Origin of the sequence: Streptomyces sp. NPDC017676 (genome assembly GCF_044329325.1) — a bacterium.
In the GTDB taxonomy this organism is placed as follows: domain Bacteria; phylum Actinomycetota; class Actinomycetes; order Streptomycetales; family Streptomycetaceae; genus Streptomyces.
In genome coordinates this window covers 576,884-599,460 of the sequence record NZ_JBIRJA010000002.1, presented here as the reverse complement: position 1 = coordinate 599,460, position 22,577 = coordinate 576,884, and the positions used below count along the sequence as shown (strand labels likewise).

Genomic DNA, 22,577 nt, shown 5'->3' with positions numbered 1-22,577 from the left:
CGTCGGCCAGCCGGCCGCAGCCAAAAATACCTTCCCACAGGTAGTTTTCCCGGATGTAGGAACGACTTTGCGAATTCACCCCGTGACCAGGGAAGTTGTCGCCGGATCAGGACTGGAAAGCGGTTGTGACGGCGTGCAGGTCCTCCAGGGCCGCGCGGGCACCCTCGGTGAGGAACACCCCGGTGACGTTGAGGATCACCTCGTCGACGCCCGCGGCCCGGTACTCGTGCAGTCGCGCCGCGATGTCCTTCGGATCACCGCTCAGGTGGACGCCGTCACCGACGAGCCGGCCGGCCGCCTCCCGGGGCCGGCCCGGGTCGACGTCCAGCCCGGCCCGGCGGAGCATGTCGGTGTAGTGGGCCGATCCCAGGTGGGCTCCTACGGCGGCGAAGGCGACCTGGTCCAGGTCGCGGCCCGGCCGACGTACCGCGAGGTGCACGACGCTCGCCACCCGCGGCACGGGCCGGTCCGCCGCACGGGCCCCGGCACGCAGCGCGGGCATGATCCGGTCGGTGAGGTAGGGCAGCGGTGCCAGCCAGGTGATGGCCACGTCGGCGCAGGCGCCCGCGGTTCTCGCCATCCCGGGGCGGAGCACCCCGAGCCCCACCTCGACGCCCCGGGAAGGGAGTTCGGGCAGGGCGTAGCGGGTGGTGTGCGCGGCGCCCCGGTGCTCGACGGCGTCCCCGTCCAGTAACCGCCGCATGACCGTCGCGTAATCGGCCATGGCCGTCAGCGGGCTGCCGTACGGCTCCGGCAGCAGGCGCTCCTGGAGGTCGAGCGAGCCCGGCCCGTACCCGGCGACGTACGGCGCCTTCGACAGCACGCTCACCGTGCGGGCCTCGACGGCGGCCTGGTAGGGGTGGCGCAGCGGCGCGAGGGAGACCGCGGTGCCGAGCGGGAGACCCGGCTGCCGGGCGGCGAGCGCGGCCAGTGCCATCTGGGATTCGAGGTGGAAGGACTGCCCCAGCCACAGCCGTCCGGCACCCAGGCGCCGGACGAAGGACGCGAAGGCCGCCATGCCGTCCAGGTCCCGGGGCGGCGCGGGGTAGAAGACGGACAGCCCCTTCGGTTCGGCGAGCATCGGGTCTCCTTGTCGCTGTGCCGGCGTCTTCGGTGCGGGCCGGCCCTGCCGCTGTATACCTGACGCGCGAGCGCGCGGATCCAGGGAGCGGGGGACCTGCCGAGATGGCGGTACGACTTCGCGAGGTCCGAGCCGGGCCAACGGGCGGGACGGGCCCGGTGCCGGTTTCGGACAGCTCGCGCCCTTCCGCTTGTCGGCCCTGCCCCGCTGGGAAAAAATTCCGTAATGATGGTTTGTTCTTCGTACCGATGCCGAAGGGGCGCTGTGGTCAAGCAGGACAGAGCACGAAGGACCCATGAGCTGCTGCTGGACACGGCGGCCGCGGAGTTCGTCCGCCACGGCTATGTGGGGGCCAACCTGCAGCGCGTGGCCGAGGAGGCCAACCTGACCAAGGGAGCGCTGTACGCGCACTTCACATCGAAGCGCCTGCTGGCGAACGCGCTGATCGCGCCGTTCGAGACCACCTGGCGCGAACTGCTGGCGCAGGCCGGACGGACCGACCTGTCACCGGCGGAGCGGCTGCGCCTCATCACGGACGCGCTCGCCGGGCGGCTCCAGGCGGATCTCCGCTTCCGCGCCGGGTTCCACCTGGCCAGCGAGGACGCCCGCACCCACGGCCGGCTCCCCCGCTTCGCCCTGGACTTCAGCAGCTGCGTGCTGGGGCTGGCGGCCGAGGCCCAACGGCAGGGGCGCTCGGCGGGGTTGCAGGATCCCGAATGGCTCGGGCAGCTGCTGCTGGTCCTCATGTACGGCGTCTACTACACCACCCCCGCGTGCGGCACGGGCCGGTTCGGTGACGCGGTGTGCGCCCTGTGGCAGCAGGTCGTGCGCGGCGGCGAGGGCGCCGAGGCCGCTCCGCCCTCCCTGCCCGCCCTGTGCGGTCAGCGGTGACCGGGGCCCTGCCGGGCGGGCAGGCGGTGCGCGCCCGGCAGGGCCCGGATCAGCTCCGGGTCGTCCCCCACCACCACCGGGTGTCCCACGGCCTTGAGCATCGGCAGGTCGCTGATGTGGTCACCGTACGCGTGGCAGACGGCGGGCGAGACGTGCGGATAGCGGCGGAAGACCTCCTCCACGGCCCGCCGCTTGCCCGCGCCGATGACCGGCTCACCGACCAGCTCCCCGGTGTAGCGGCCGTCGCGGATCTCGGGGCGGCTGCACAGCAGGTGGTCCGCTCCCACCTCTGACGCTATCGGCGCCAGCAGAGCGGGGAACGAGCCGGACACCAGCACCAGCAGCGAGCCCCGCGCGCGGTGCCGCAGCAGGGCGGCGCGGGTGGCCTTCAGGAAGAGCCGGTGGTCGCGCCGCCGGTCGGCCGCCCAGCGGTTCGCCGCCGCCTCGACGTCGGTCACCGCCTCGCCGCTCCACACCCGGTAGTAGAGCCGGTTGGCCTCTACGCGACCGCCGCCGGCGGCGAGCAGCCGTGCGACGGCGCGGCGCGTGTCCTCCGCGCGGTGTGCCCGGGGCCCGCCGAGGAAGTAGTGGTCCATGAAGTCGAACAGGCTCTTGCACGCGATCAGCGTCTCGTCGACGTCACTGAAGACGATGCTCGCCGGACGGCTCTCGGCCACGTCCGGGGAGACGGCGGAGCGGGTGCCTGGGGACGCGGCGCGGTGGGTGCCTGGGGACACGGCGGGGCTCGCGCCCGGGGACGCGGTGGAGCTGGTGCCCGGGGACGCGGCGCGGTGGGTGCCCGGGGCGGCGCGGCGGGTGCCCGGGGACACGGCGGAGCCGGTGCCCAGGGACGCGGCGCGGCGGGTGCCCCTCATGGACGCTCACCGGCCGGCAGGCCCGCGGCATAGGCGGTGGCTGCCGCGTCGAGGCTCAGGGCGCCGTGTGTGGTGACCGTCCGTACGTCGTCGCAGCTGCGCCGGAACTCGCCGTCGAGGGCGTGCGGCGGGGAGGTCTCGGCCAGCGTGAGGGACGACACCGCGTCGGCCAGGCGCTGCGCGGAGACGGCCGCGTCCCGTTGGTTACGGGCCACCGTCCCGGGAGTGACGGGGTCGGAGTCGGCGCGGCGGGCGGCGGCGTCCAGCAGCAGTTCGACCGCGTCGATGTCCGCGCTGACGCGGGCCAGGCCGAGGCGGCGGGGGGCCTGCTGCGGCGCCTCCAGCCCCGGCCGGACCTGGCGCGTCCACGCGCGCAGCGCCGCTCTGGCGGCGCCCAGGGCCGGGGCGCACATCAGGAGCTGACCGGCCAGATGGGCCGGGGCCGTGTGGCACCGCGCCCCGTCCCGGTCCTCGCGCGCCTCCAGCAGGGCGGACAGCGGCAGGCTCCGGTGCTCGGGCACGAACGTCTCGCTGAGCGTGACGCGGTGGCTGCCGGTGGCGCGCAACCCGGCCGCGTTCCAGGTGTCGCTCACGGCGACCGCGTCGCCCGGCACGGCGAAGACCCGGGCCGGACCGCCCTCGTCCTCCGGCGCGACCAGCAGCAGCCACGCGGCGTGGTGCGCGCCGCTGACCACCGGCCAGCGGCCCTCGACCAGCCATCCCCGGGACGCCTTCCGGGCCCGGCCGGACGACGGCCGCAGACCCGCGGCGATCCGGGTGTCCGGACCCGCGTCCCACACCTCCCGCTGCGCCGGCAGCGGGAGGCGCGCGGCGAACCGGCCGTGCGTCGCCCAGAGCATGCCGCACCAGGCGGTGGACGCGCAGCTCTCGGCCAACGCGGCGCTGGCGTGCAGCAGTTCGCGGAACGTGCCGCTGCCGCCGCCCCACCGGACGGGAACGAAGTGCCGGGCGAACCCGGCCTCGTCCAGAGCGCACAGCGTCTCCTCGTGGAGGCTGCGCCGGGCGTGTGCGTCCGGGGCCAGTCGCGCGGCCACGCGAGCGGCGCGCTCAACTCCCTCCCAGTTCAGTCCGGTTGTCCGTACGGCGTCCAACCCGACGGCGGGCGCGAGGGGTTGGGGCACCTCCGGGACGGCCGGCGCGTCACCGGGACGTCCGGAAGCAGTCGTCGACCGCGGTATCGGTGTGTTGTCGCAGGTCTGCTGATCGGTATGCATGGCGCTGTTTCCTGACGGGGGTGGCCGGACGGGGCTATCGAGGGCTGTCGGACGGCACGTGCGTGCCGGCGTGGTGCCAGCGCCCCGTGATCGCGGCGACGCCACGGTCGTCCTGGGCGGCGTCGATGGCCAGGTGCCGGCCCCCGCGGGCGGTGGTGCGGTCGTCGGTGACCCTGAGCCGGACCGGCGAGTCCAGCTCCGCGAAGGCGAGGCAGTCGACGGTCAGGGAGGTGAGCTGGGAGGTGACGGAGGGCCGGCCTCCGCTCGCGCCGTGGCCGCTGGTCACCACGTGCCCGAGCTGCCGCACCCCTTCCAACAGGACCATCAGCGGGACATGATCCGTGGGATGGTCGAAGAGGACGGCGTGGTCGAGGTCGGCGTGGAGCTCCCATTCACCGGCCCGCCCGGTCGCGGCCAGCACGCTGTCCTTGCCGCGCAGCCGGCCGACCTGGGCGGCGGGCAGGGTGAGCGCCCGGCGCCGCTGCGCGGGAATCACCGTACCGCTGCCGCCTGTTCGCCGTCTCAGCACGGAGTAACGGCGCTCGTCCAGGGCGACGACCTGGAGGCTCCCCCGGCCGATCTTGCGGCCGTCCACGGCCAGTTCGGCCTCCAGCCGCATGCCGTGGCGGTGCGGCGGCCGGCTGTCCACCCACTCCCAGCGTGCTTCCAGCACGACGGGCAGCGGCTGCTTGGTGACCCGCAGCGCCTGCGGTTCCGTGATGTCCAGTTCCATGCGCCGGCCGACGAACCGCCGGTCCAGCGGTATCGCGTAGTGCCAGTGCGCGAGGTAGACGAGTGCCTGACGGACGGTCTCGGCGGCGAGCAGCGGATCGCTGTGCCCGAGTACGTCAGGGTGGTAGAGAGCGTGATCACGCGGCCACTGCGCGCCGACCAGGAAGCGGTCGTCACCGAGCGCCAGCGCGTCCGTGAGGAACACCTCCGCCACGGACGCCCGGTGCACCAGGTGGCGCGGAACGGTCCGTTGGAAGGTGAGTCGCCCCGCATGCCCGCCAGGGCGATTCCGTGCGCCTGCGTTACCCTGCTGCACCTCGCTCATGCATACTCCCCCGGTTGCGTCTGAGACGGCCGAACGGCCAACCCCCCACATCAAACCTACCTTTGGGAAGGTTTATTCCCTGGCAAAGAACGTCTCGCCGGCGCGCAGCGGAAGAGGGACCCCTAGGCATTGGAGACGTCAGATGAAAGACCCCCACGACACGACCGCCGGCCACGGCCCGACGGCACAGCGCAAGGAGCTCAAGCAGGAGCGTGCCATCCGCTCGCGGGGGAACATCCTGCTGGCCGCGGCCCGGGCGTTCGCCGGGCGGGGCTACCCGGCCGTGACGATGCTCGATGTCGCCGAACTGTCCGGCATGACCAAGGGAGCCGTGTACTTCCACTTCACCAACAAGGAGGCACTGGCCCTCGCGGTGACCACCGAGTTCTACAAGCGGCTGCCCGCCATCTCCGACGCCGTCGCCGATCTGGAGCTGCCGCCGGTCGCCTCGGTGGCGGAACTTCTGCTGCGCACGGCGGCGGCGCTGCGGGACGAGCCGATGATGAAGGCCGGGGCACGGCTCCAGATAGAGCGGGGGCTGATCGACGTCGACCTGCCCATCCCGTTCCAGGACTACACCGCGCTGATCACGTCCTGGTTCCGCAGCGCGCTGGCCGCCGGGGAACTGGAGCACGAGACCCCGCCCGCGACGCTGGCCCGGGTGCTGGTCTCCGCGTTCTTCGGTGCCCAGCACATGTCCTGGGTCCTGCACGACCGGGAGGACATCATCGAGCGGACCGTGGAGGTGCTGCACGCGGTGGTCCCCTGCACCAGGGATCCGCGGCACGTCAGCCCGTTCCTGCTGGAGCAGACGTCCGCGTGAACCGCTGAGGAGTCAGGCGTACGCCGGTGCCGTCCGCGGAGTCAGCCGGGGCCCGGTGCCATGCGCGGGTCAACCGGAGGCCGGTGCGGTGCGCGGGTCAACCGGAGGCCGGTGCCGTGCGCGGGTCAACCGGAGGCCGGTGCCGTGCGCGGGTCAACCGGAGGCCGGTGCCGTGCGCGGGTCAACCGGAGGCCGGTGCCGTGCGCGGATCAGCCGGAGACCGGTGCCGTGCGCTCCCGTCTCGCGCGCTTCTTCTCCTGGTTGCCGCACGCGCCCATCGAGCACCAGCGGCGGCTTCCGGGGCGGGAGTTGTCGAGGAACAGGGCCCCGCAACGCGGACCGCCGCAACGGCGTACGCGCCCCATCGCCGGGGAGGTGACGAGGTCCAGCACGTCCCGCGCCACCAGGGACAGCACCGCAGCGACGACATCGTCGGCCTGCCGGCTCAGCCGGCCGGCCGCGTCGAGGTGGGGCACCGGTGTGGGCGCGGACGCCCATGCGTTGAGACGGGCGCGAACCTCCTGGGGCACCTGGACCGGGCCCGTGCCGCCCAGCCTGTCCGCCAGCAGGTCGTACAGCACCTCGCGCGCCTCGCGCGCGCGGTTCACGTCCTCCTGGCGCACCGGCCGCGATCCCTCCGCCGGGGCGCAGGCGCAGCACTGTTCGGCCCATGCCAACAGCTCGCGAGGTGTGCGCAGTTCCTCCACCTCATCGGCGTCACCGCGGTACCGCAGGGTGCGCAGGAAGTCGAGGCTGAGACGCCCCGCGCCCTGCCGGAAGACGATCGAACCGGGCCTGTTCATACCGGCAAGCCTACTGACGGCACCGGTTTGACTGGTACCTTGAGGAACCCTGAGGGAACCACTTAAACCGGTTCTCGCACCCTGTCGGTCTTCCGCGTCTTTTCACTTCCGCGTCTCCTCGTTTCCGCGTCTCCTCTTGGGGCTTCTCGTGTCCGTCACCTCCGCACCCGCCACCACCACGACCCGGTTACCCGGCCGGCTCCTGGCCCTGCTGTCCCTCACCTGCGGTGTCAGCGTCGCCAACATCTACTTCCCGCAGGCCCTCACCCCGCTCATCGCCGACGACTTCCACATATCGTCCGGAGCGGCCGCGCTCGTCGTGACGGCCGGCCAGTTCGGTTACGCGGCGGGCATCTTCCTCCTCGTCCCGCTCGGCGACCGCCTCCCCTGGCGCCGACTGCTCGCCGTCCTGCTCGCCCTCACCGGGGCGGGACTCCTCGTCGCCGGTACCGCGACGACGCCGCTCGTCCTGACCGTCGCCAGCGTGCTGGTCGGGACGACCACCGTGGTACCGCAGATCATCATCCCGCTGGCCGCCGGTCTCGTCCCCGAGCACCGGCGCGGCACGGCGACCGGCATCCTGCTCAGCGGTCTCACCCTGGGCATCCTGCTCGCCCGGGCGTTCGGCGGCGGCCTGGGCGGCTGGCTGGGCTGGCGCGCACCCTACCTCCTGGCCGGCGCCCTCGTCCTGATCCTCGCCGCCGTCGTGCCCAGTCTCGTCCCCGCCCACCGGCCGGCTGGCGCGCCCGCCTACCTCGACCTGCTGAAGGCGCCCGCCGAGCTGCTGCGCACGGTCCCCGAACTGCGCCGCTCCTGCCTCTACCAGGCCCTGGTTTTCGCCGGATTCAGCGCCTCCTGGACGCTGGTGCCCCTGCTCATGACCGGGCCCGCCTACCACCTCGGTACCGAGGCCGTCGGACTCGTCGCCCTGGTGGGGGCCGGCAGCGTCCTGTCGACCCCGTTCGCGGGCCGGCTCATCGACCGGCACGGGACCGACCGCATGAGCCTGTGGTGTCTGCTCGGCGCGCTGGCGGCCCCCGTCGTCCTGCTGCCCTCGTCGGCGGGCGGCGCGGCCGGTATGACGGCGCTGATCGCCGGGATGCTCGTGCTGGACGTCGCCCTCCAGTCCGGGCAGGTGGCCAACCAGACCCGCATCTTCACCGTGCGCCCCGACGCCCGGAGCCGGCTCAACACGACCTACATGACCTGTGTCTTCCTCGGCGGCAGCCTGGGGTCATGGGCGGGCGTCACCCTGTACCGCCACTTCGGGTGGGCCACGGCGATGACCGCGGTCCTCCTGATCAACGCGGTCGCTCTGGGCCGGCATGTACTGCATCTGACATACGGCCGACGCCGGAAGACGGGGACCGCCGGCCCCTGAGGCCGAGGTCGCGGCACCGGAGTGGCGGTGCTCCGCAGTCGGATACGGCCTTGCGGCGACGCCCCTGAGACCGGCGGAGGTTGCTAAGACCGCGTCGTCCGGTCTGCCGACGAGGACCGCCGGCTCTTGAGCCGAGGTCGCGGCACCGGAGTGGCGGTGCTCCGCAGTCGGATACGGCCTTGCGGCAACGCACCTCAGAACGGCGGGGGTTGCTCACACCGCGTCGTCCGGTCTGCCGAGGCCGGTCAGGGCGCCGACCGGGTCGAGGTCCGGGGTGCCGCGGGGCCACCAGTCGTCCTGGCCGGGATCCGACTCATAGGCGTACCACAGACCGTCGCGGCCCAGGCGGAGCTGGACGTGGCCGCGGGGGTGGGTGAGGCGGTTGCGCCAGGGCCGGAACGCCGGCAGGTCGGCGGCGAGCAGCAGCGGCCGGGCCCGGTCGAAGCGGCCGGCCGGCGGGTCCCACGGCTCCTCCAGCGCGGCCAGCCCCGCCGAGCCGCCCTGCCGCCAGGCCGCGACGGCACGCGCGAGATCGGCCGGGGTGCGCTGGGCGGCGTCGGCGAGCGTGGCGTACAGCGTGCGGGTGGCCGCGGTCAGCCCGGAACCGGGGCGGGCCGCGGCGAGCCGTACCGCGTCCTGCCACAGAGTCAGTTCACCGACCGGGTCGCGTCCGGTGGCGAGCAGGGCATGGGCGCGGGCGGCGGCGTCGGTCGCCAACTGGTCCAGCGCGAAGGGGTCGGGGCCGCCGGGCGCCGACGGGTACGCCGGGGGCTGCTCGGGGTGCGGGGGCACCGGCAACGGCGGGGGCGGAGGCGGGAGTTCGCGCGGAGCGAGGGCGTCGGCGGCACTGACGCCCGGCAGCGCCTGCGGCTGCCGTTCCTGGGCGGCGCGGGCGGCTCGGGCGGCACTGCGCCGGGACAGCGCGTCGAGCAGTTCCTTCTCGCCCCGGCCGCGCAGCAGGAGCAGCACGAAGGGGTCGGCGTCGAGCAGACGGGCCGTCTGGTAGCAGAGGGCGGCGGCGTGCTTGCAGGGGTGGCCGGCGTCCGGGCAGCTGCAACGGGGGGCGAGGTCGCCGGGGCCGGGCAGCAGGGGCACCCCGCAGTCGGCGAGCGACTGGGGCAACTCCTTGTCGAGCAGCGCCGCGATGTTCCCCGGCCGGTCGGCCGCCGCGTCCAGGAACCTCTCCCAGTCCTCGTCCTCCAGCGTCCGCAACCGCACCTGCACGCGGTACGGCCGGGGCCGGCTTCCGCGCACGTACGCCAGCACGAGCCCCGGGGTGACGGTGATCGCGTCCACATGCCCCTGGTCCGCGTACCCCCGCCCCCGCGCCAGCCGCTTCACGTCCAACGCGCCCTGCTCCAACGCCCCGACCCAGGCGTTGCCCCACCAGGTCCCGGCGAACGGCCCGTTCCCACCGGTCTCACGCGGGGCGAACGCCGGGAAGGTACGGCGGAGTTCGGTGTCACGGTGCGGGGTGGCCATGGTCGTCGGTACGCGCGGGGCGGCGGGGGTGGGACGGGTACCGATCGCGTGGTGCGCGGAGGACCCTGCCGGGCCGGGCGGGGTGCCTGTCGTGGAGGGCTCGGACGGGCCGGCCTGTGCCGAGGCACCGCCAGCCGGGGTGGGAGAAGCGCCGGTCGCGCGATGCGCGGGACGCTCAGCCGGGCCCGCCTGCACCGAGGCACCCCCAGCCGGGGTGGGCGGGGTGCCTGTCGTGGAGGGCTCGGACGGGCCGGCCTGCACCGAGGCGCCCCCAGCCGGGGTGGGCCGGGCGGCCGGGGTCCAGCGGGCGAACGGCCCGGCCGGGGCGGGGCGGGCGGGCGTGTCTGCCGAAGGCGCAGGCGTGGGCTTCGGGGCGGACAGGGCCGAGGGGGTGGGTCGGGACGCCTCGGCGGGGGCGACGGGCACCCCCGTCGCGGAGGGTGCGGAGACCGGCTCGGAGGCGGGGTCCGGGGACGCCGAACCGGTCAACGGGTCCTTGGGAGTGGTGCCGCCGACTTCGGGCGAAGGGGCGGGGGCCGAGGACTCGGGTGCAGCAGCCGAAGGCTCTGGTGCGGGGACAGGGGCCTGGGCGGCGGAGACCGGGTACGCAGGCTCGGACCCCGAGGGCGACGCTGCTGACGCCGACGTCGACGGAGCCGGCTCGGTCGGCTTGGTCGGGTCGTGTTCCTCCGGCTCCTCGACGGTCTCCTCCCACGTGGGCATGCGGAAGGCGGTCGCCAGGTAGTGCCGCATGTCCTGCGCGGCCTTGGCCCTGGCGGCCGAGGTCCGCCGCCCCGGTGCGGGCGAGGTGCCCGGCGTGGCGGTGGCGGAACGCCCTGGTGTCCGCCGCTCACGCCCGGGTTCCGCCGTCTGCGCGCGCAGCGCTTCCGCTTCGCGCCGGGCCGCCCGCAGCGCCTGCCGAGCGACATCACCGGGACGCCTGCCCATGGCACCGGCCGGTCCCGCATCCTCCGCACCCGCGTCAGCGGCACCAGCGTGAGCCGCGCCCGCTCCCCGCCCGGGCCCCGCCGCAGGACGTGCGGCCTCCGCACGGTCTCCCTCCGCCACCGGGCCGTCGGCATCAGCCACCGCTGCCGGGCCGGCGGCCGTCGGCGGCACGCCCTGACCCCGGCGCGTGGCGACGGCGGCCCTCAGAGCCGCGCGCGCCACATCGCCGGGCCTGCCCCCTGGAGCGCCGGCAAGCCCGGCCCGCCCCCCATCAGTCGGCTCGCTCTCGTCCTCGGACGGCACCGCATCACCCGGCTCGGCCCGGCCACCAGCAACAAGCGCACCGTGCGGCAGGTCCCCCGGTTCCCCCTCAACCCCGGTCGGCCCCCCATCAACCGGCTCCCCCTCACCCCCGGACGGCACCGCACCACCCAACTCCCCCCGACCACCAGCGCCAGGCACCGCCTGCGGCACGCCCCCCAGCTCGCTCTCGCCACCAGACGGCACCCCGCCGCCAGGCCTCGACCCGCCACCAGGCCTCGACCCGCCGTCGGAGGGTCCCACTCCCACCCCGGGCTCCGTCCCGTCCCCGCTCCCCGAGTGAGTCGTCGCCTCCACGATGAAGTCGCGCGGCCCCGCGGCCGTCTCGGCGCCCGTCTCGGCGCCCGTCTCGGCGCCCGGCTCGGCGGCCGTCTCCTGAGAGGTGTCCCCCGTCGGTCCCGCCGTGCGTGCCCGGTCGGCCTCCGCTCGCTCGCGGGCCGCGCGGAGGGCCCGGCGGGCGGCGTCGCCGGGGCGGGGCGGGGGCGTCATGGGATCCTCCGCAGGGAGACGAGGTCGGAGAGTTCGCGGTCGGTCAGCTCCGTGAGGGCCGCCTCGCCGGAGCCCAGGATCGCGTCGGCCAGGGCGCGCTTGGACGCGAGCATCTCGGCGATGCGGTCCTCCACCGTGCCCTCGGTGACCAGGCGGTGGACCTGCACCGGCTGGGTCTGGCCGATGCGGTACGCGCGGTCGGTGGCCTGTTCCTCCACGGCCGGGTTCCACCAGCGGTCGAAGTGGATGACATGGCCGGCGCGGGTGAGGTTCAGGCCGGTGCCGGCGGCCTTCAGGGACAGCACCAGCACCGGTGTGCCGCCGTCCTGGAAGCGGTCCACCATGCGTTCGCGCTCCGGCACCGGTGTGCCGCCGTGCAGCAGGTCGACGGGGATCGCGCGGGCGGACAGGTGGGCGGTGAGGAGGCGGGCCATGCCGACGTACTGGGTGAAGACGAGCGCCGAGCCGTCCTCGACGAGCAGGGTGTCCAGCAGCTCGTCCAGGAGGGCGAGTTTGCCGGAGCGGGCGGCCAGGCGGTCGGGGCGCGGGTCCTCCTTCAGATAGAGAGCCGGGTGGTCGCAGATCTGCTTCAGGGCGCCGAGGAGCTTCAGCACCAGGCCGCGGCGGGCCATGCCCTGCGCCGTCTCGATGGCCAGCATCGACTCGCGCACCACCGCCTCGTACAGCGCGGCCTGTTCCCGGGTGAGCGGCACCGGGTGGTCCGTCTCCGTCTTGGGCGGCAGCTCGGGCACGATGCCGGGGTCGGACTTCTTGCGGCGCAGGAGGAAGGGGCGGACCAGTCGGGCCAGGCGCTGCACCGCTTCCTCGTCCTCCCCGTTCTCCACCGCCCGCGCGTGCCGCGCGCGGAAGGACTTCAGCGGGCCGAGGAGTCCGGGAGTGGTCCAGTCGAGCAGGGCCCACAGTTCGGAGAGGTTGTTCTCCACGGGAGTGCCGGTCAGCGCCACGCGCGCGGGGGACGGGATGGTGCGCAGTGCCTTGGCGGTGGCCGAGTAGGGGTTCTTCACGTGCTGGGCCTCGTCGGCGACGACCATGCCCCAGGGCTGTTCGGCGAGGAGGGCCGCCGTGGAGCGCATCGTTCCGTACGTGGTGAGGACGAAGCCGCCGTCCACACCGTCCAGGGTGCGTTCGGGGCCGTGGAAGCGGCGGACGGGGACGCCGGGCGCGAACCGGGTGATCTCCCGCTGCCAGTTGCCGAGGAGGCTGGCCGGACAGACGACGAGGGTCGGCTCGGTGCGGGCCCGCTTCAGATGCAGGGCGATGAGGGTGACGGTCTTGCCGAGGCCCATGTCGTCGGCGAGGCAGCCGCCGAGGCCGAGGGAGGTCATCAGGTCGAGCCAGGCCAGGCCGCGGAGCTGGTAGTCGCGGAGGGTGGCGCGCAGGCCGGGGGGCGGGTCGGCGGGGCGCAGGCCGGCGGTGAGGCGGTCGCGGAGGGTGGCCAGCGCGCCGGCGGGGACGGCCTCGACGGTCTCGCCGTCGACCTCGGCGGTGCCGGTGAGGGCGACGGCGAGCGCGTCGACCGGGTCGAGCAGGCCGAGTTCACGTGTGCGGGCCTTGCGGACGAGTGCGGGATCGACCAGTACCCAGCGGTCCCGGAGCCGTACCACCGGGCGGTGGGCCTCGGCGAGGGCGTCCATCTCGGCCTCGCTGAGCGGGTCGCCGCCGAGGGCGAGCTGCCAGCGGAACCGGAGCAGGTCCTCGCTCTCGAAGAAGCCGGTGCCGTCGGTCGCCGAGCCGGGCGCCGGGCGGACCACGGCGGTGGCGGTCAGGTCGCGGGCGAGGTCCCGGGGCCAGTGCACGGCGACCCCGGCGGCCGCGAGCCGGGAGGCGGCCACGCCGAGCAGCTCGCCCAGCTCCTCCTCGGACAGGGCGAGGACGTCGGGGACGTCCTGCTCGGCGAGGCGGTCCAGGGGCGGCCACACCCGGGCGGCGCGTCGCACGGCGAGGGCCGCGTCGACGCGCGCGCGGGGCCCGAACGCCTCGTCCGCCTCGCCCGCCCACAGGGCCGCCGCGTCGGCCACCAGGGTGGGGTCGGCGAGGCTGTGCACCTGCACGACGGCCGCTCCGGCGGCGCGGGCGCCCTCGCTCGCGCCGGCGTCGAAGACGTCGTAGGCGGAGAGGTCCAGGCGGAGCGAGACGCGGACGCCCGCGTCCATCCCGGCGGCGACCTCGGCCGCCCACTCGTGCGCCGCGGGCAGGCTCTGGGGTTCACGGGCGGCGAAGGGCCGGCCGGCGGTGTACGGGGCGGCGGGGGTGCGCGGCAGGGTGTCGGCGACCGCGTCCAGGAAGGAGCGGATGAGGGCCTCGGGCTCGGGCAGCCGGAGGGCGCCCGGGCCGGGGAGGGGAACGGCGTGGCCCTCCGGGGGCAGGGCCGCGGCGATGGCGCGCAGGTGGGCGATGTCGTCGGGTTCCAGCGGGCCGGCGCGCCAGGCGTCGTGGCCGGCCGGGGTCAGGCCCGGCAGCAGCCGGCCGCGGGCGACGAGCCGCAGCGCGTGCAGGGCGGCGGCGCCCCAGCAGGCGGTGGCCGGGTGGGCGGCCGGGTCGCGCCGGGCGCCGACCAGCAGCGGCAGCGCCTCGGCGAGGGGCAGGGTCAGCGCGGGGACCTGCCGGCGGCGCACACCGGCGCCGTGCCGTCGTACGACCGTCAGCTCCTCGGGGTCGCCCCCGCTCGCGGTGGGCAGCGGGTCGCCGGCGGGGTCCCAGAAGGCGAGGCGTCCCTGACGGGGCAGGGGCGCGGGCAGGTAGACGGACGCGAGGCGCGCCGGGACCGGGTGCCCGGTCCCCGTCTCCCGGGGACCCCCCGCTCGCTCGGCCAGCGCAGCCGTGCCGCTCATACGTCCTGCCACCTCCCGCCCGTGTGTCGGATCAGACGTCTTCGACTCTACGGGCGGGGTCTGACACTCGGCTCCGGCGGCGGGTGCCGGCCGTCGCTACGGGACCGTGCGGGAGACCACGAACACCATCGGATACTCCGGGTCGGACAGGTTGACGACCACGTCCTGGGTCGGCGCCGGGTTCTTCTGCTCGTGGGTGAGGCCCCACCAGGGGCCGCTGCCGCCGAAGGTCCAGCCGCTGACCTTGCGGTCGCGTTCGCCGATGGCGATGTCGTCCTTCTCCAGCTGGTCCCGGCGTACGCCCATGGCCTCCAGGAAGCTGTCCAGACCGGCGGGGTTGGTGCGGAACTGCACGTAGAGGCGGCTGGTCTTCCAGTTGTTCGTCTCGTAGTAGGCGACGTCGTCGGCGGGGTGCGGCACGGTCACCTGGTAGAGACGGCGCTGCACCTTCGACGGCCACCCCGGGGTGAGACCGGTCGCCGAGTACTTCGCCTCCTTGTCCTTGCCGCTGTCGCGGCTCTGGTTCGCGGAGATCACCAGGTAGCCCGCCGGGACGCCGATGAGGAGGACGATGATCAGCAGGGTGAGCGCCCGGCGCCTGGCCTTGTGGCGCGGGTCCTCGGCGGGCCGCTGTGGCTCGTCCGGGGGGCCGCCCTGGTGGGGCAGCGACGGCGTCATGCGGTGTCCCGGTCGCGGCGCGCCTGGGCGTACCGCTCGTAGCGCTCGTACCGCTCCACGCGGCGCCGCTTGGCCCGGCGGAACCGGCGGGCGACCAGCCGGGCCAGGTCTGCGGCGCCCACCATGCCCGCCTCGGGGCCGAGCTGGGCGCGGGTGATGCGGGCCTCGGGGCGGTAGCCGCGGCCGGTGAGGTGCCGTTTGAAGGCGTCCCGGGCCGGGCCGATGAGCAGGTCGTCGGCGGCCGAGACGCCACCGCCGATCACGAAGCAGGACGGGTCGAGGGCGGCGGCGAGGTTGGCGATGCCGACGCCGAGCCACTGGCCGATGTCCTGGAGCAGCTCCACGCACATCGCGTCGCCCTCGCGGGCCAGCTCGGTGATCATCGGGCCGGTGATGTCGCCGATGTTGCCCTTGACGTGCTCGATGATGCCGTAGGCGACCGGCGAGTCGGCGGCGGCCAGCTCGCGCGCCTCGCGGACCAGCGCGTTGCCGGAGCTGTACTGCTCCCAGCAGCCGCGGTTGCCGCACGGGCAGCGGTGTCCGCCGGGAACGACCTGCATGTGGCCGAACTCGCCGGCGACGCCGAACTTGCCCCGCTTGACCTGGCCGTCCTCCAGGATGGCGCCGCCGATGCCGGTGCCGAGCGTGATCATGACCAGGTGGTCCTCGCCGCGGCCGGCGCCGAAGCGCCACTCCGCCCAGGCGGCCGTGTTGGCGTCGTTGTCCACCAGGACCGGTACGGAGAGCCGGCTGGCGAGGCGGTCGCGCAGCGGTTCGTTGCGCCAGGACAGGTGGGGGGCGAACAGGACGCGGTTGCGGTCGGCGTCGACCCAGCCGGCCGCGCCGATGCCGACCGCGTGCACGTCGTGCCGGTCGGACAGGTCCAGCACCAGCTCGACGATGGTGTCCTCTACGACCTTGGGGCTCTTGGACTTGTCCGGGGTCTCCGTGCGGAGCTTCTCCAGGATGTTGCCGTCGGCGTCCACGACGCCCGCCATGACCTTGGTGCCGCCGATGTCGATGCCGACGGTGGGGACACGGGGCGCGGTCAGGTGTGACCGGCGCTCTCGTGTGCCCACGGTGCGCAGGACCGGGGCTCGGCGGGAACCGATGGGGGCGGTGAGGTCGCGGTAGGTGCTCATCGGGCTCGATTGTGCCGCACGCTCACGCCGGGTGCCGCGCGGGGCCGGAGGGAGGGGTGCGCGTCCGACGCCGGGCGCGGGTGCGTCGTGGTGTGCCGCACCCGCGCGGCGGAGCCGCACACCGGCACAGGTCCGCGCCCCTCAGCTCCGTTGCAGTTCGTGGCGGAGAGCGTCGAGGTCGGATCCCCCGGCCATCTGCTGGGTCAACTCGTCGAGCGTGATGTCGTTCCGTGTGTAGTGGCCCACCATGGTGCCGCGTCTCAACAACACGAAACGGTCGCCCACCAAGTAGGCGTGGTGCGGGTTGTGGGTGATCAAGACAACACCCAGGCCCTCGTCCCGTGCCGCCGCCACATATTTGAGGACCACACCGGACTGCTTGACTCCCAGTGCCGCCGTCGGCTCGTCCAGGACCAGCACCTTCGCGCCGAAGTGGACCGCCCTCGCGATGGCGACGCACTGGCGCTCGCCGCCCGACAGCGTGCCGATGGGCTGGTCGACGTCCCGGAGGTCGATGCCCATGCGGAGCAGTGCCTCGCGGGTGGTGCGGCGCATGAAGTCGGTGTCCAGGCGCTTGAAGGGGCCGGCGCCCTTGCGGGGCTCGGAGCCGAGGAAGAAGTTGCGCCAGACCGGCATGAGGGGGACGACGGCCAGGTCCTGGTAGACCGTGGCGATGCCCCGGTCCAGTGCCTCGCGCGGGGAGGAGAGGGTCGTCTCCTCCCCCTCGACGCGCAGGGTGCCGCCGTCGTGCCGGTGCAGGCCCGCGACGATCTTGATCAGGGTGGACTTGCCCGCGCCGTTGTCGCCGAGGACGCAGGTGATCTCACCCGCGTGGACCTCCAGCGAGACCCCTTCGAGGGCGCGGACGGTGCCGTAGTGCTTGCTGACGTCGGTCAGCTCGACGAGTGTCATGTGGTGGCCTCCGCGCGCTTGCGGACCCAGGCGTTGAGCAGGGTCGCGAGGAGCAGCATCGCTCCGAGGAAGAACTTGAACCAGTCGGGGTTCCACTCGGCGAAGACGATGCCCTTGCTGGTCATGCCGAACAGGAGCGCGCCGACGGCCGAGCCGACCGCGCTGCCGTGACCGCCGGTGATCAGGCAGCCGCCGATGACGGCCGCGATGATGTAGATCAGCTCGTTGCCGACGCCCTCGCCGGACTGGACGGCGTCGAAGGAGAAGAGCAGGTGCTGGCCGGAGATCCAGGCACCGAACGCGACGCCCATGTAGAGGCCGATCTTGGTGCGGGCGACCGGGACGCCGACCGCGCGGGCCGCGTCCTCGTTGCCGCCGACGGCGAAGATCCAGTTGCCGGTGCGGGTGCGCAGCAGGATCCAGGAGGCGAGGGCGACCAGGCCCAGCCACCACAGGATGGTGACCTTGACGTCGACGCCGCCGACGCCGATCGTCGAGGCGAAGACGGCGTGGGCGCTGGTGAAACCCTCCATGTCGGCGATGGTCTTGGTGGAGACCGTGCCGTCGATCAGCTTGGTGAAGCCGAGGTTCATGCCGGTCAGCATCAGGAAGGTGCCCAGCGTGATGATGAAGCTGGGCAGCTTGGTGCGGGTGAGCATGAAGCCGTTGAAGGCGCCGATGGCCAGCGTGACCAGCAGGGACACACCCACGCCGACCCAGGTGTTCGCCGTCATCTGGTAGCTGAACATCGAGGAGACCAGCGCGGACGACGTCACCAGGACGCCTGCCGAGAGGTCGAACTCGCCGCCGATCATCAGCAGGGCCACGGGGACGGCCATGATCCCGATGGTCGAGGAGGCGTACAGGACCGTGCTGAGGCTGGTGGCGCGCAGGAAGCCGTCGGCGGCGAACGCGAAGAAGACGAAGACGGCGAGGGCGCCGACGACCGAGCCCAGTTCCGGGCGGGCCAGCAGCTTCCGCAGCGGAGAGGTCTGCAGAATCCTTTCGTCGAGCAGTTTCTCGTCCGTGACCGCGCTCATCGGGTGCCCCGCTCGGTGTACTCCGCGAGGGCGGACGCCTGGTCCTTGGTGATGATCTGCGGGCCGGTCAGCACCGGCCGGCCGCCGCCGAGGACGTCGCCGTTGTACTTGTACAGCCACAGCAGGTCGACGGCCTGGTAGCCCTGGAGGTACGGCTGCTGGTCCACGGCGAAGCCGAGGGTGCCGTTCTTCAGCGAGGCCGCCACCTTGGCGTTGAGGTCGAAGGTGTCGATCTCGGCCTTGCTGCCCGCGTCCGTCCGCGCCTTCACGGCGGTGTCGGCGTACGGGGCGCCGAGGGTGACGACGGAGTCGATGGACTTGTCGGCCTGGAGCTTGGCCTCGATCGCGGACTGCACGTCGGGCATGTTGGTGCCGTTGACGTAGAGCTTGCGCAGCGTGCCGCGGAAGGTCTTGGCGACGCCGTCACAGCGCTGCTCGTGCCCGACGTTGCCCTGCTCGTGCAGCACGCACAGGGCCTTCTTCTTCCCGCGCTTGTTCAGCTCGTCGCCGACGGCCTCGCCGGCGACGGTCTCGTCCTGGCCGATGTGGGTGAGGGCGCCGAAGGCCTTGGACTCCTCCGAGCCGGAGTTCACGGTGATCACGGGGATGCCGGCCTTCTCGGCACGGGCCACGGCGGCCTTCATGGCGTCCGGCTTGGCGAGGGTGACGATGATGCCGTCGACCTTCTTGTCCACGGCCGCGTCCACGAGCTGGGCCTGCTGCTGGGCCTCGTCGTCGTGCGAGTACAGGAAGTTGATGTTGTCCTTGACGGCGGCCTGCTTCGCGCCGCTCTGCACGATGTCCCAGAAGGTGTCGCCGTCCCCCGAGTGCGTGATCATCGCGAAGGTCCAGCGCGGAGTGTTCACCGCCGCCCTGCCCTGGGCGGCGGCGGCCTTGCGGGCGTCCTCCGCCCGTTTGCCTCCGGTGCTGCTGCATCCCGCCAGGGACACGGAGAGTGCCCCCGCCAGCGCTATGCCTACCCAGGTCCGAAACCGTGCCACGAGGCCGTGCCCTTCTTGCCGTGTTCGTACAGACGCAAGGGGCCGTCGATCGCATCAGCGGCCCCAAACACTCCAGTATCGAACACGGGGAACACCCATGACATGACCGGGGAGCCCGCACGGGTCGCATTGTCCGGACATTGCGACGAAGGCGGTCGGCCGCTCAGGGGCGTACGAGGAGCTGGAACTCGAAGGAGTAGCGGCTCGGGCGGTAGGTGTGGTCGCCGAACTCCACCGCGCGGCCGGTGTCGTCGAAGGTGGTGCGCTGCATGGTGAGCAGCGGGGCGCCCTCGGCCTCGCCGAGCCGCTCGGCCTCGGTGGCCGTCGCGCCGCGGGCGCCGATGGACTGGCGGGCGCTGTGCAGGGTGATCCCGGCGGCGCGCATCAGCCGGTACAGGCCGGTGGCCTCCAGCTGGTCGGTGTCCAGGTCGAGCAGGCCGGGCGGCAGGTGGTTGATCAGGTACGCCATCGGCTCGCCGTGCGCGAGGCGCAGCCGCTCGATGCGGTGCACGTCACCGCCCTCCGTGACGCCGAGCGCGGCGGCGACCGCGGCGGAGGCCGGGACGACCGTGTTGACCAGCACCTTCGTCGCGGGGCGCTGGCCGGCCGCCTCCAGGTCGTCGTAGAGGCTGCTCAGTTCCAGCGGGCGCTTGACCTGGCTGTGCACGACCTGGGTGCCCACACCGCGGCGCCGCACGAGGAGGCCCTTGTCGACGAGCGACTGGATGGCCTGGCGGACGGTCGGCCGGGACAGCCCGAGCCGCGCGGCCAGCTCGATCTCGTTGCCCAGCAGGCTGCCCGGGGTGAGGCTGCCGTGCTCGATGGCGGCTTCGAGCTGCTGGGAGAGCTGGAAGTACAGCGGCACCGGGGAGCTACGGTCCACACGGAGGTCGAGCGACACGGTCGGGTCCACATCTGGTTTCGGCACGGGCCCGAGCGTAGCCCCGTGCCCGGTTGACGGGAAGTCGTGTAGTCCGGTTGTCCGGACATACGCATTGACAGCGTGCGGGGTCGGCCCTCACTTTGTTTCCATGCGCATCGGGGTCATCGGTACGGGCCGCATCGGCACCCTTCACGCGAGGACGCTCAGCCGCCACCGCGAGGTCGGGTCCCTGATCCTGACGGACACGGACCCGGCGCGGGCGCAGACGCTGGCGCACCGGCTGGGCGAGACGGCGGCGCCGGGCGTCGACGAGATCTTCCGGTGGGGCGTGGACGCGGTGGTGATCACCACGGCGACGGCGGCCCACGCCGAGCTCATCGGCCGGGCGGCCCGCTCGGGCCTGCCGGTCTTCTGCGAGAAGCCCATCGCGCTGGACCTGCCGGGCACGCTGCACGCGCTGGCCGAGGTGGAGACGGCCGGGACGGTGCTGCAGATGGGCTTCCAGCGGCGGTTCGACGCGGGCTACGCCGGCGCCCGGGAGGCGGTCCGCGCGGGCCGGCTCGGCCGGCTGCACACGGTACGGGCCCTGACCTGCGACCAGGCCCCGCCGCCGGTGGAATGGCTGCCGCTGTCCGGCGGGCTGTTCCGGGACACGCTGATCCACGACTTCGACGTGCTGCGCTGGGTGACGGGCCGGGAGGTGACCGACGTGTACGCCGCCGGCTCCGACCGCGGCCCCGCGATGTTCCGGGAGGCGGGGGACGTCGACACGGGCGCGGCGCTGCTCACGCTGGACGACGGCACCCTGGCCACGGCGACGGCGACCCGGATGAACGGCGCGGGCTACGACGTCCGCATGGAGCTGGCCGGGGAGCGCGACACGGTGGTGGTGGGCCTGGACGACCGCACGCCCCTCGCGTCCACCGAGCCGACCGGTCCGCCGCCCGCGGACAAGCCGTGGGCGGGCTTCCTGGAGCGGTTCGGCCCCGCCTACGAGGCCGAACTGAACGCCTTCGTGGAGGTGGTGCGCGGCGAACGGCCCAACCCGTGCGACGGCCGCGAGGCGCTCCAGGCCCTGCGGATCGCCGAGGCCTGCGAACGTTCCCGCCGCGAGCGGCGCCCGGTGGCACTGGCCGAGGTGCCGGGCGGAACGGGGACCCTGTAGGGCTGGTCGGTACGGCGCCGGGTTCGGGCGAGGGCGGCGGGGCACGTCCCCCGTGGGCCCGAGGGGCGCGCCACCGCGACCGGGGTGCAGACCCCCTGCGCCCGAGGGGCGCCCCACCGCGACCGGGGTGCAGACCCTCGCCTCCGTGCGGCTCGACGTCGTACGTCGGCCCGGTGCCGGCCCGCCGCGCGGGTCGTCGGCCATGCCGGCGCGGCCCGGGAACGCAGCCCTTGTGCGGCTGTTGGCATCCGGCCGCGCTCCGTCACCAGCGGACCGGCAGGCTTCTCACGCCTCGTATGAGCATGCCCGGCAGCCACTCCCCCGGCTCGCCGTCCAGGGTGAGGCCGGGAGCGCGGTCCAGGAGTGTGCCGAGCGCGATGCCGGCCTCCAGACGGGCCAGGGGTGCGCCCAGGCAGTAGTGGATGCCGTGGCCGAAGGCGAGGTGGCCGCGGGTGTCACGGCGGATGTCGAAGCGGTCGGGGTCGGCGAACCGGGCGCCGTCGCGCTGGGCGGCGGTGAGGCCGATCAGCACGTCGTCGCCCCGCCCGATGCTGGTGCCCGCGATCTCCAGCGGCTCGGCGGCGTAGCGGTACGTCGCGTTCTCCACCGGACCTTCCCAGCGCAGGGTCTCCTCCACCGCTCCGTCGAGGAGGGTCGTGTCGGCGCGCAGGGCCGCCAGTTGGGCGGGATGTGTGAGCAGCGCGAGGACGGCGTTGCCGATGAGGTTGACCGTGGTCTCGTGGCCGGCGATGAGGAGCAGGTAGGCCATGCCCCGCAGCTCGTCCATCGAGAGCCGGTCGCCGTCCTCGGCGGTGGTGCGGATCAGGTCGCTGAGCAGATCGCCCGTGGGGCCCGCGCACCGCTTGTCCTCGATCAGCTCGGTGAGGTACTCGGCGAGGCGGACGGTCGCCGCGCGTTCGGAGTCCGCGTCGGTCGGCGCGACGACCTCGGTGGAGGTCTTCCGGAACTCCGCGCGGTCCATCTCGGGCACCCCGAGCAGCTCGCAGATGACCGTGATCGGCAGCGGGTAGGCGAGGGAGTCGATGAGGTCGGCGCGGCCGCGCGGCAGCATGTCGTCGAGCAGTTCGTCGGTGATCTGCTGGATCCGCGGGCGCAGTCGCTCGACCCGGCGCATGGTGAAGGCGCGCGCGACGAGGCCCCGCAGACGGGTGTGCTGCGGCGGGTCGGCGACGAGCAGGTACTTGCCGATGAGCTGCTCGTCCAGGGGCACGAAGCCCGTCTTGGCGCTGTCCTTCGCCAGCCGTTGGTCGGCGAGGGCGGCCCGCGCCTCCTCGTACCCCACCACCAGCCAGGTCTCCCAGGCTCCGCCCGGCATGGCGAGCCGGACCCGGTGGACGGGACCCCGCTCGCGCAGCCGCGCGTAGACCGGGTGCGGGTCCCGGCGGAGTGCGTCGCCGAACTCCGTCAGGTCGATCACTCGTTCCATGTCTCCCCCTGTGGACTGCCCCGAGGTCCCGGACAGCGGCCGGTACCGGCACAACGCGCACGGCGTCCGGA

18 protein-coding genes are annotated in these 22,577 nt (G+C 73.8%); 4 read left to right on the top strand and 14 right to left on the bottom strand.

Annotated features, from left to right (window positions below; translation table 11 throughout):
• Positions 1-106: 106 nt before the first annotated feature.
• Positions 107-1,081, bottom strand: coding sequence for an LLM class flavin-dependent oxidoreductase (locus ACH4LD_RS06835; RefSeq protein ID WP_398054213.1), 975 nt, complete (start codon positions 1,079-1,081; stop codon positions 107-109).
• Between the two features lie 264 nt (positions 1,082-1,345).
• On the opposite strand from ACH4LD_RS06835, the gene ACH4LD_RS06830 reads away from it, so the two are divergent.
• A complete protein-coding gene (locus ACH4LD_RS06830) occupies positions 1,346-1,972 on the top strand; it encodes a TetR family transcriptional regulator (protein WP_398054214.1) in 627 nt (208 codons plus the stop codon).
• Here ACH4LD_RS06830 and ACH4LD_RS06825 read toward each other — a convergent pair.
• The 3 genes from ACH4LD_RS06825 to ACH4LD_RS06815 all read right to left on the bottom strand — a co-directional run bounded on the left by ACH4LD_RS06825 (position 1,963) and on the right by ACH4LD_RS06815 (position 5,139).
• A complete protein-coding gene (locus ACH4LD_RS06825; protein ID WP_398054215.1) occupies positions 1,963-2,847 on the bottom strand; it encodes an HAD family hydrolase in 885 nt (294 codons plus the stop codon). The genes ACH4LD_RS06830 and ACH4LD_RS06825 overlap by 10 nt on opposite strands.
• Positions 2,844-3,902: an oxidoreductase gene (locus ACH4LD_RS06820; protein ID WP_398054216.1), complete on the bottom strand. Its 1,059-nt coding sequence runs from the start codon at positions 3,900-3,902 to the stop codon at positions 2,844-2,846. The genes ACH4LD_RS06825 and ACH4LD_RS06820 overlap by 4 nt, the downstream gene beginning before the upstream one ends.
• Positions 3,903-4,116: 214 nt before the next feature.
• Entirely contained in the window at positions 4,117-5,139 is a 1,023-nt protein-coding gene (locus ACH4LD_RS06815; protein WP_398106159.1) for a ScbA/BarX family gamma-butyrolactone biosynthesis protein, read from the bottom strand.
• A gap of 142 nt (positions 5,140-5,281) precedes the next feature.
• Between ACH4LD_RS06815 and ACH4LD_RS06810 the strand changes: the two genes are divergently transcribed.
• Complete coding sequence (locus tag ACH4LD_RS06810; RefSeq protein ID WP_398054218.1) at positions 5,282-5,962, top strand: ScbR family autoregulator-binding transcription factor; 681 nt, start codon at positions 5,282-5,284, stop codon at positions 5,960-5,962.
• 209 nt (positions 5,963-6,171) lie between these two features.
• Here the strand turns inward: ACH4LD_RS06810 and ACH4LD_RS06805 are convergent, their stop codons facing one another.
• Complete coding sequence (locus tag ACH4LD_RS06805) at positions 6,172-6,765, bottom strand: CGNR zinc finger domain-containing protein (protein ID WP_398054219.1); 594 nt, start codon at positions 6,763-6,765, stop codon at positions 6,172-6,174.
• 148 nt (positions 6,766-6,913) lie between these two features.
• Between ACH4LD_RS06805 and ACH4LD_RS06800 the strand changes: the two genes are divergently transcribed.
• On the top strand, positions 6,914-8,146 hold the full coding sequence (locus ACH4LD_RS06800; RefSeq protein WP_398054220.1) for an MFS transporter: 1,233 nt from the start codon (positions 6,914-6,916) through the stop codon (positions 8,144-8,146).
• A gap of 213 nt (positions 8,147-8,359) precedes the next feature.
• On the opposite strand, the gene ACH4LD_RS06795 is transcribed toward ACH4LD_RS06800, so the two are convergent.
• The 8 genes from ACH4LD_RS06795 to ACH4LD_RS06760 form a co-directional block, all read right to left on the bottom strand.
• Positions 8,360-10,576 carry an SWIM zinc finger family protein gene (locus tag ACH4LD_RS06795; RefSeq protein ID WP_398054221.1) on the bottom strand — a complete coding sequence of 739 codons (2,217 nt, stop codon included), beginning with the start codon at positions 10,574-10,576 and terminating at the stop codon, positions 8,360-8,362.
• Between the two features lie 806 nt (positions 10,577-11,382).
• Positions 11,383-14,238, bottom strand: a complete 2,856-nt coding sequence (locus ACH4LD_RS06790) for a DEAD/DEAH box helicase (RefSeq protein ID WP_398054222.1) — start codon at positions 14,236-14,238, stop codon at positions 11,383-11,385.
• A 96-nt stretch (positions 14,239-14,334) separates the two neighbouring features.
• Positions 14,335-14,916, bottom strand: a complete 582-nt coding sequence (locus tag ACH4LD_RS06785; RefSeq protein WP_132783029.1) for a sugar kinase — start codon at positions 14,914-14,916, stop codon at positions 14,335-14,337.
• A complete protein-coding gene (locus tag ACH4LD_RS06780) occupies positions 14,913-16,058 on the bottom strand; it encodes an ROK family glucokinase (RefSeq protein ID WP_365706199.1) in 1,146 nt (381 codons plus the stop codon). Before ACH4LD_RS06780 ends, ACH4LD_RS06785 begins: the two co-directional genes overlap by 4 nt.
• 141 nt (positions 16,059-16,199) lie before the next feature.
• On the bottom strand, positions 16,200-16,970 hold the full coding sequence (locus ACH4LD_RS06775) for an ATP-binding cassette domain-containing protein (RefSeq protein ID WP_398054223.1): 771 nt from the start codon (positions 16,968-16,970) through the stop codon (positions 16,200-16,202).
• On the bottom strand, positions 16,967-18,010 hold the full coding sequence (locus tag ACH4LD_RS06770; protein WP_132783032.1) for an ABC transporter permease: 1,044 nt from the start codon (positions 18,008-18,010) through the stop codon (positions 16,967-16,969). The genes ACH4LD_RS06775 and ACH4LD_RS06770 overlap by 4 nt, the downstream gene beginning before the upstream one ends.
• The gene (locus ACH4LD_RS06765) at positions 18,007-19,011 is read right to left on the bottom strand and encodes a sugar ABC transporter substrate-binding protein (protein ID WP_132783033.1); all 1,005 of its coding nucleotides are present in this window, start codon (positions 19,009-19,011) and stop codon (positions 18,007-18,009) included. Before ACH4LD_RS06765 ends, ACH4LD_RS06770 begins: the two co-directional genes overlap by 4 nt.
• 163 nt (positions 19,012-19,174) lie before the next feature.
• Positions 19,175-19,912, bottom strand: a complete 738-nt coding sequence (locus tag ACH4LD_RS06760) for a GntR family transcriptional regulator (protein ID WP_398054563.1) — start codon at positions 19,910-19,912, stop codon at positions 19,175-19,177.
• Between the two features lie 130 nt (positions 19,913-20,042).
• Here ACH4LD_RS06760 and ACH4LD_RS06755 point away from each other — a divergent pair, with 130 nt between their 5' ends.
• Positions 20,043-21,059 carry a Gfo/Idh/MocA family oxidoreductase gene (locus ACH4LD_RS06755; RefSeq protein WP_132783034.1) on the top strand — a complete coding sequence of 339 codons (1,017 nt, stop codon included), beginning with the start codon at positions 20,043-20,045 and terminating at the stop codon, positions 21,057-21,059.
• Positions 21,060-21,321: 262 nt separating this feature from the next.
• Here the strand turns inward: ACH4LD_RS06755 and ACH4LD_RS06750 are convergent, their stop codons facing one another.
• Positions 21,322-22,506, bottom strand: a complete 1,185-nt coding sequence (locus tag ACH4LD_RS06750) for a cytochrome P450 (RefSeq protein ID WP_398054224.1) — start codon at positions 22,504-22,506, stop codon at positions 21,322-21,324.
• Positions 22,507-22,577 lie beyond the last annotated feature (71 nt).

Coding starts and splice junctions, on each gene's coding strand:
- ACH4LD_RS06815 (WP_398106159.1), bottom strand. CDS start 5,139: ATGAGCGAGGTGCAGCAGGGTAACGCAGGCGCACGGAATCGCCCTGGC.
- ACH4LD_RS06770 (WP_132783032.1), bottom strand. CDS start 18,010: ATGAGCGCGGTCACGGACGAGAAACTGCTCGACGAAAGGATTCTGCAG.
- ACH4LD_RS06825 (WP_398054215.1), bottom strand. CDS start 2,847: ATGAGGGGCACCCGCCGCGCCGCGTCCCTGGGCACCGGCTCCGCCGTG.
- ACH4LD_RS06750 (WP_398054224.1), bottom strand. CDS start 22,506: ATGGAACGAGTGATCGACCTGACGGAGTTCGGCGACGCACTCCGCCGG.
- ACH4LD_RS06810 (WP_398054218.1), top strand. CDS start 5,282: ATGAAAGACCCCCACGACACGACCGCCGGCCACGGCCCGACGGCACAG.
- ACH4LD_RS06785 (WP_132783029.1), bottom strand. CDS start 14,916: ATGACGCCGTCGCTGCCCCACCAGGGCGGCCCCCCGGACGAGCCACAG.
- ACH4LD_RS06775 (WP_398054223.1), bottom strand. CDS start 16,970: ATGACACTCGTCGAGCTGACCGACGTCAGCAAGCACTACGGCACCGTC.
- ACH4LD_RS06755 (WP_132783034.1), top strand. CDS start 20,043: ATGCGCATCGGGGTCATCGGTACGGGCCGCATCGGCACCCTTCACGCG.
- ACH4LD_RS06795 (WP_398054221.1), bottom strand. CDS start 10,576: ATGGGCAGGCGTCCCGGTGATGTCGCTCGGCAGGCGCTGCGGGCGGCC.
- ACH4LD_RS06790 (WP_398054222.1), bottom strand. CDS start 14,238: ATGAGCGGCACGGCTGCGCTGGCCGAGCGAGCGGGGGGTCCCCGGGAG.
- ACH4LD_RS06805 (WP_398054219.1), bottom strand. CDS start 6,765: ATGAACAGGCCCGGTTCGATCGTCTTCCGGCAGGGCGCGGGGCGTCTC.
- ACH4LD_RS06835 (WP_398054213.1), bottom strand. CDS start 1,081: ATGCTCGCCGAACCGAAGGGGCTGTCCGTCTTCTACCCCGCGCCGCCC.
- ACH4LD_RS06780 (WP_365706199.1), bottom strand. CDS start 16,058: ATGAGCACCTACCGCGACCTCACCGCCCCCATCGGTTCCCGCCGAGCC.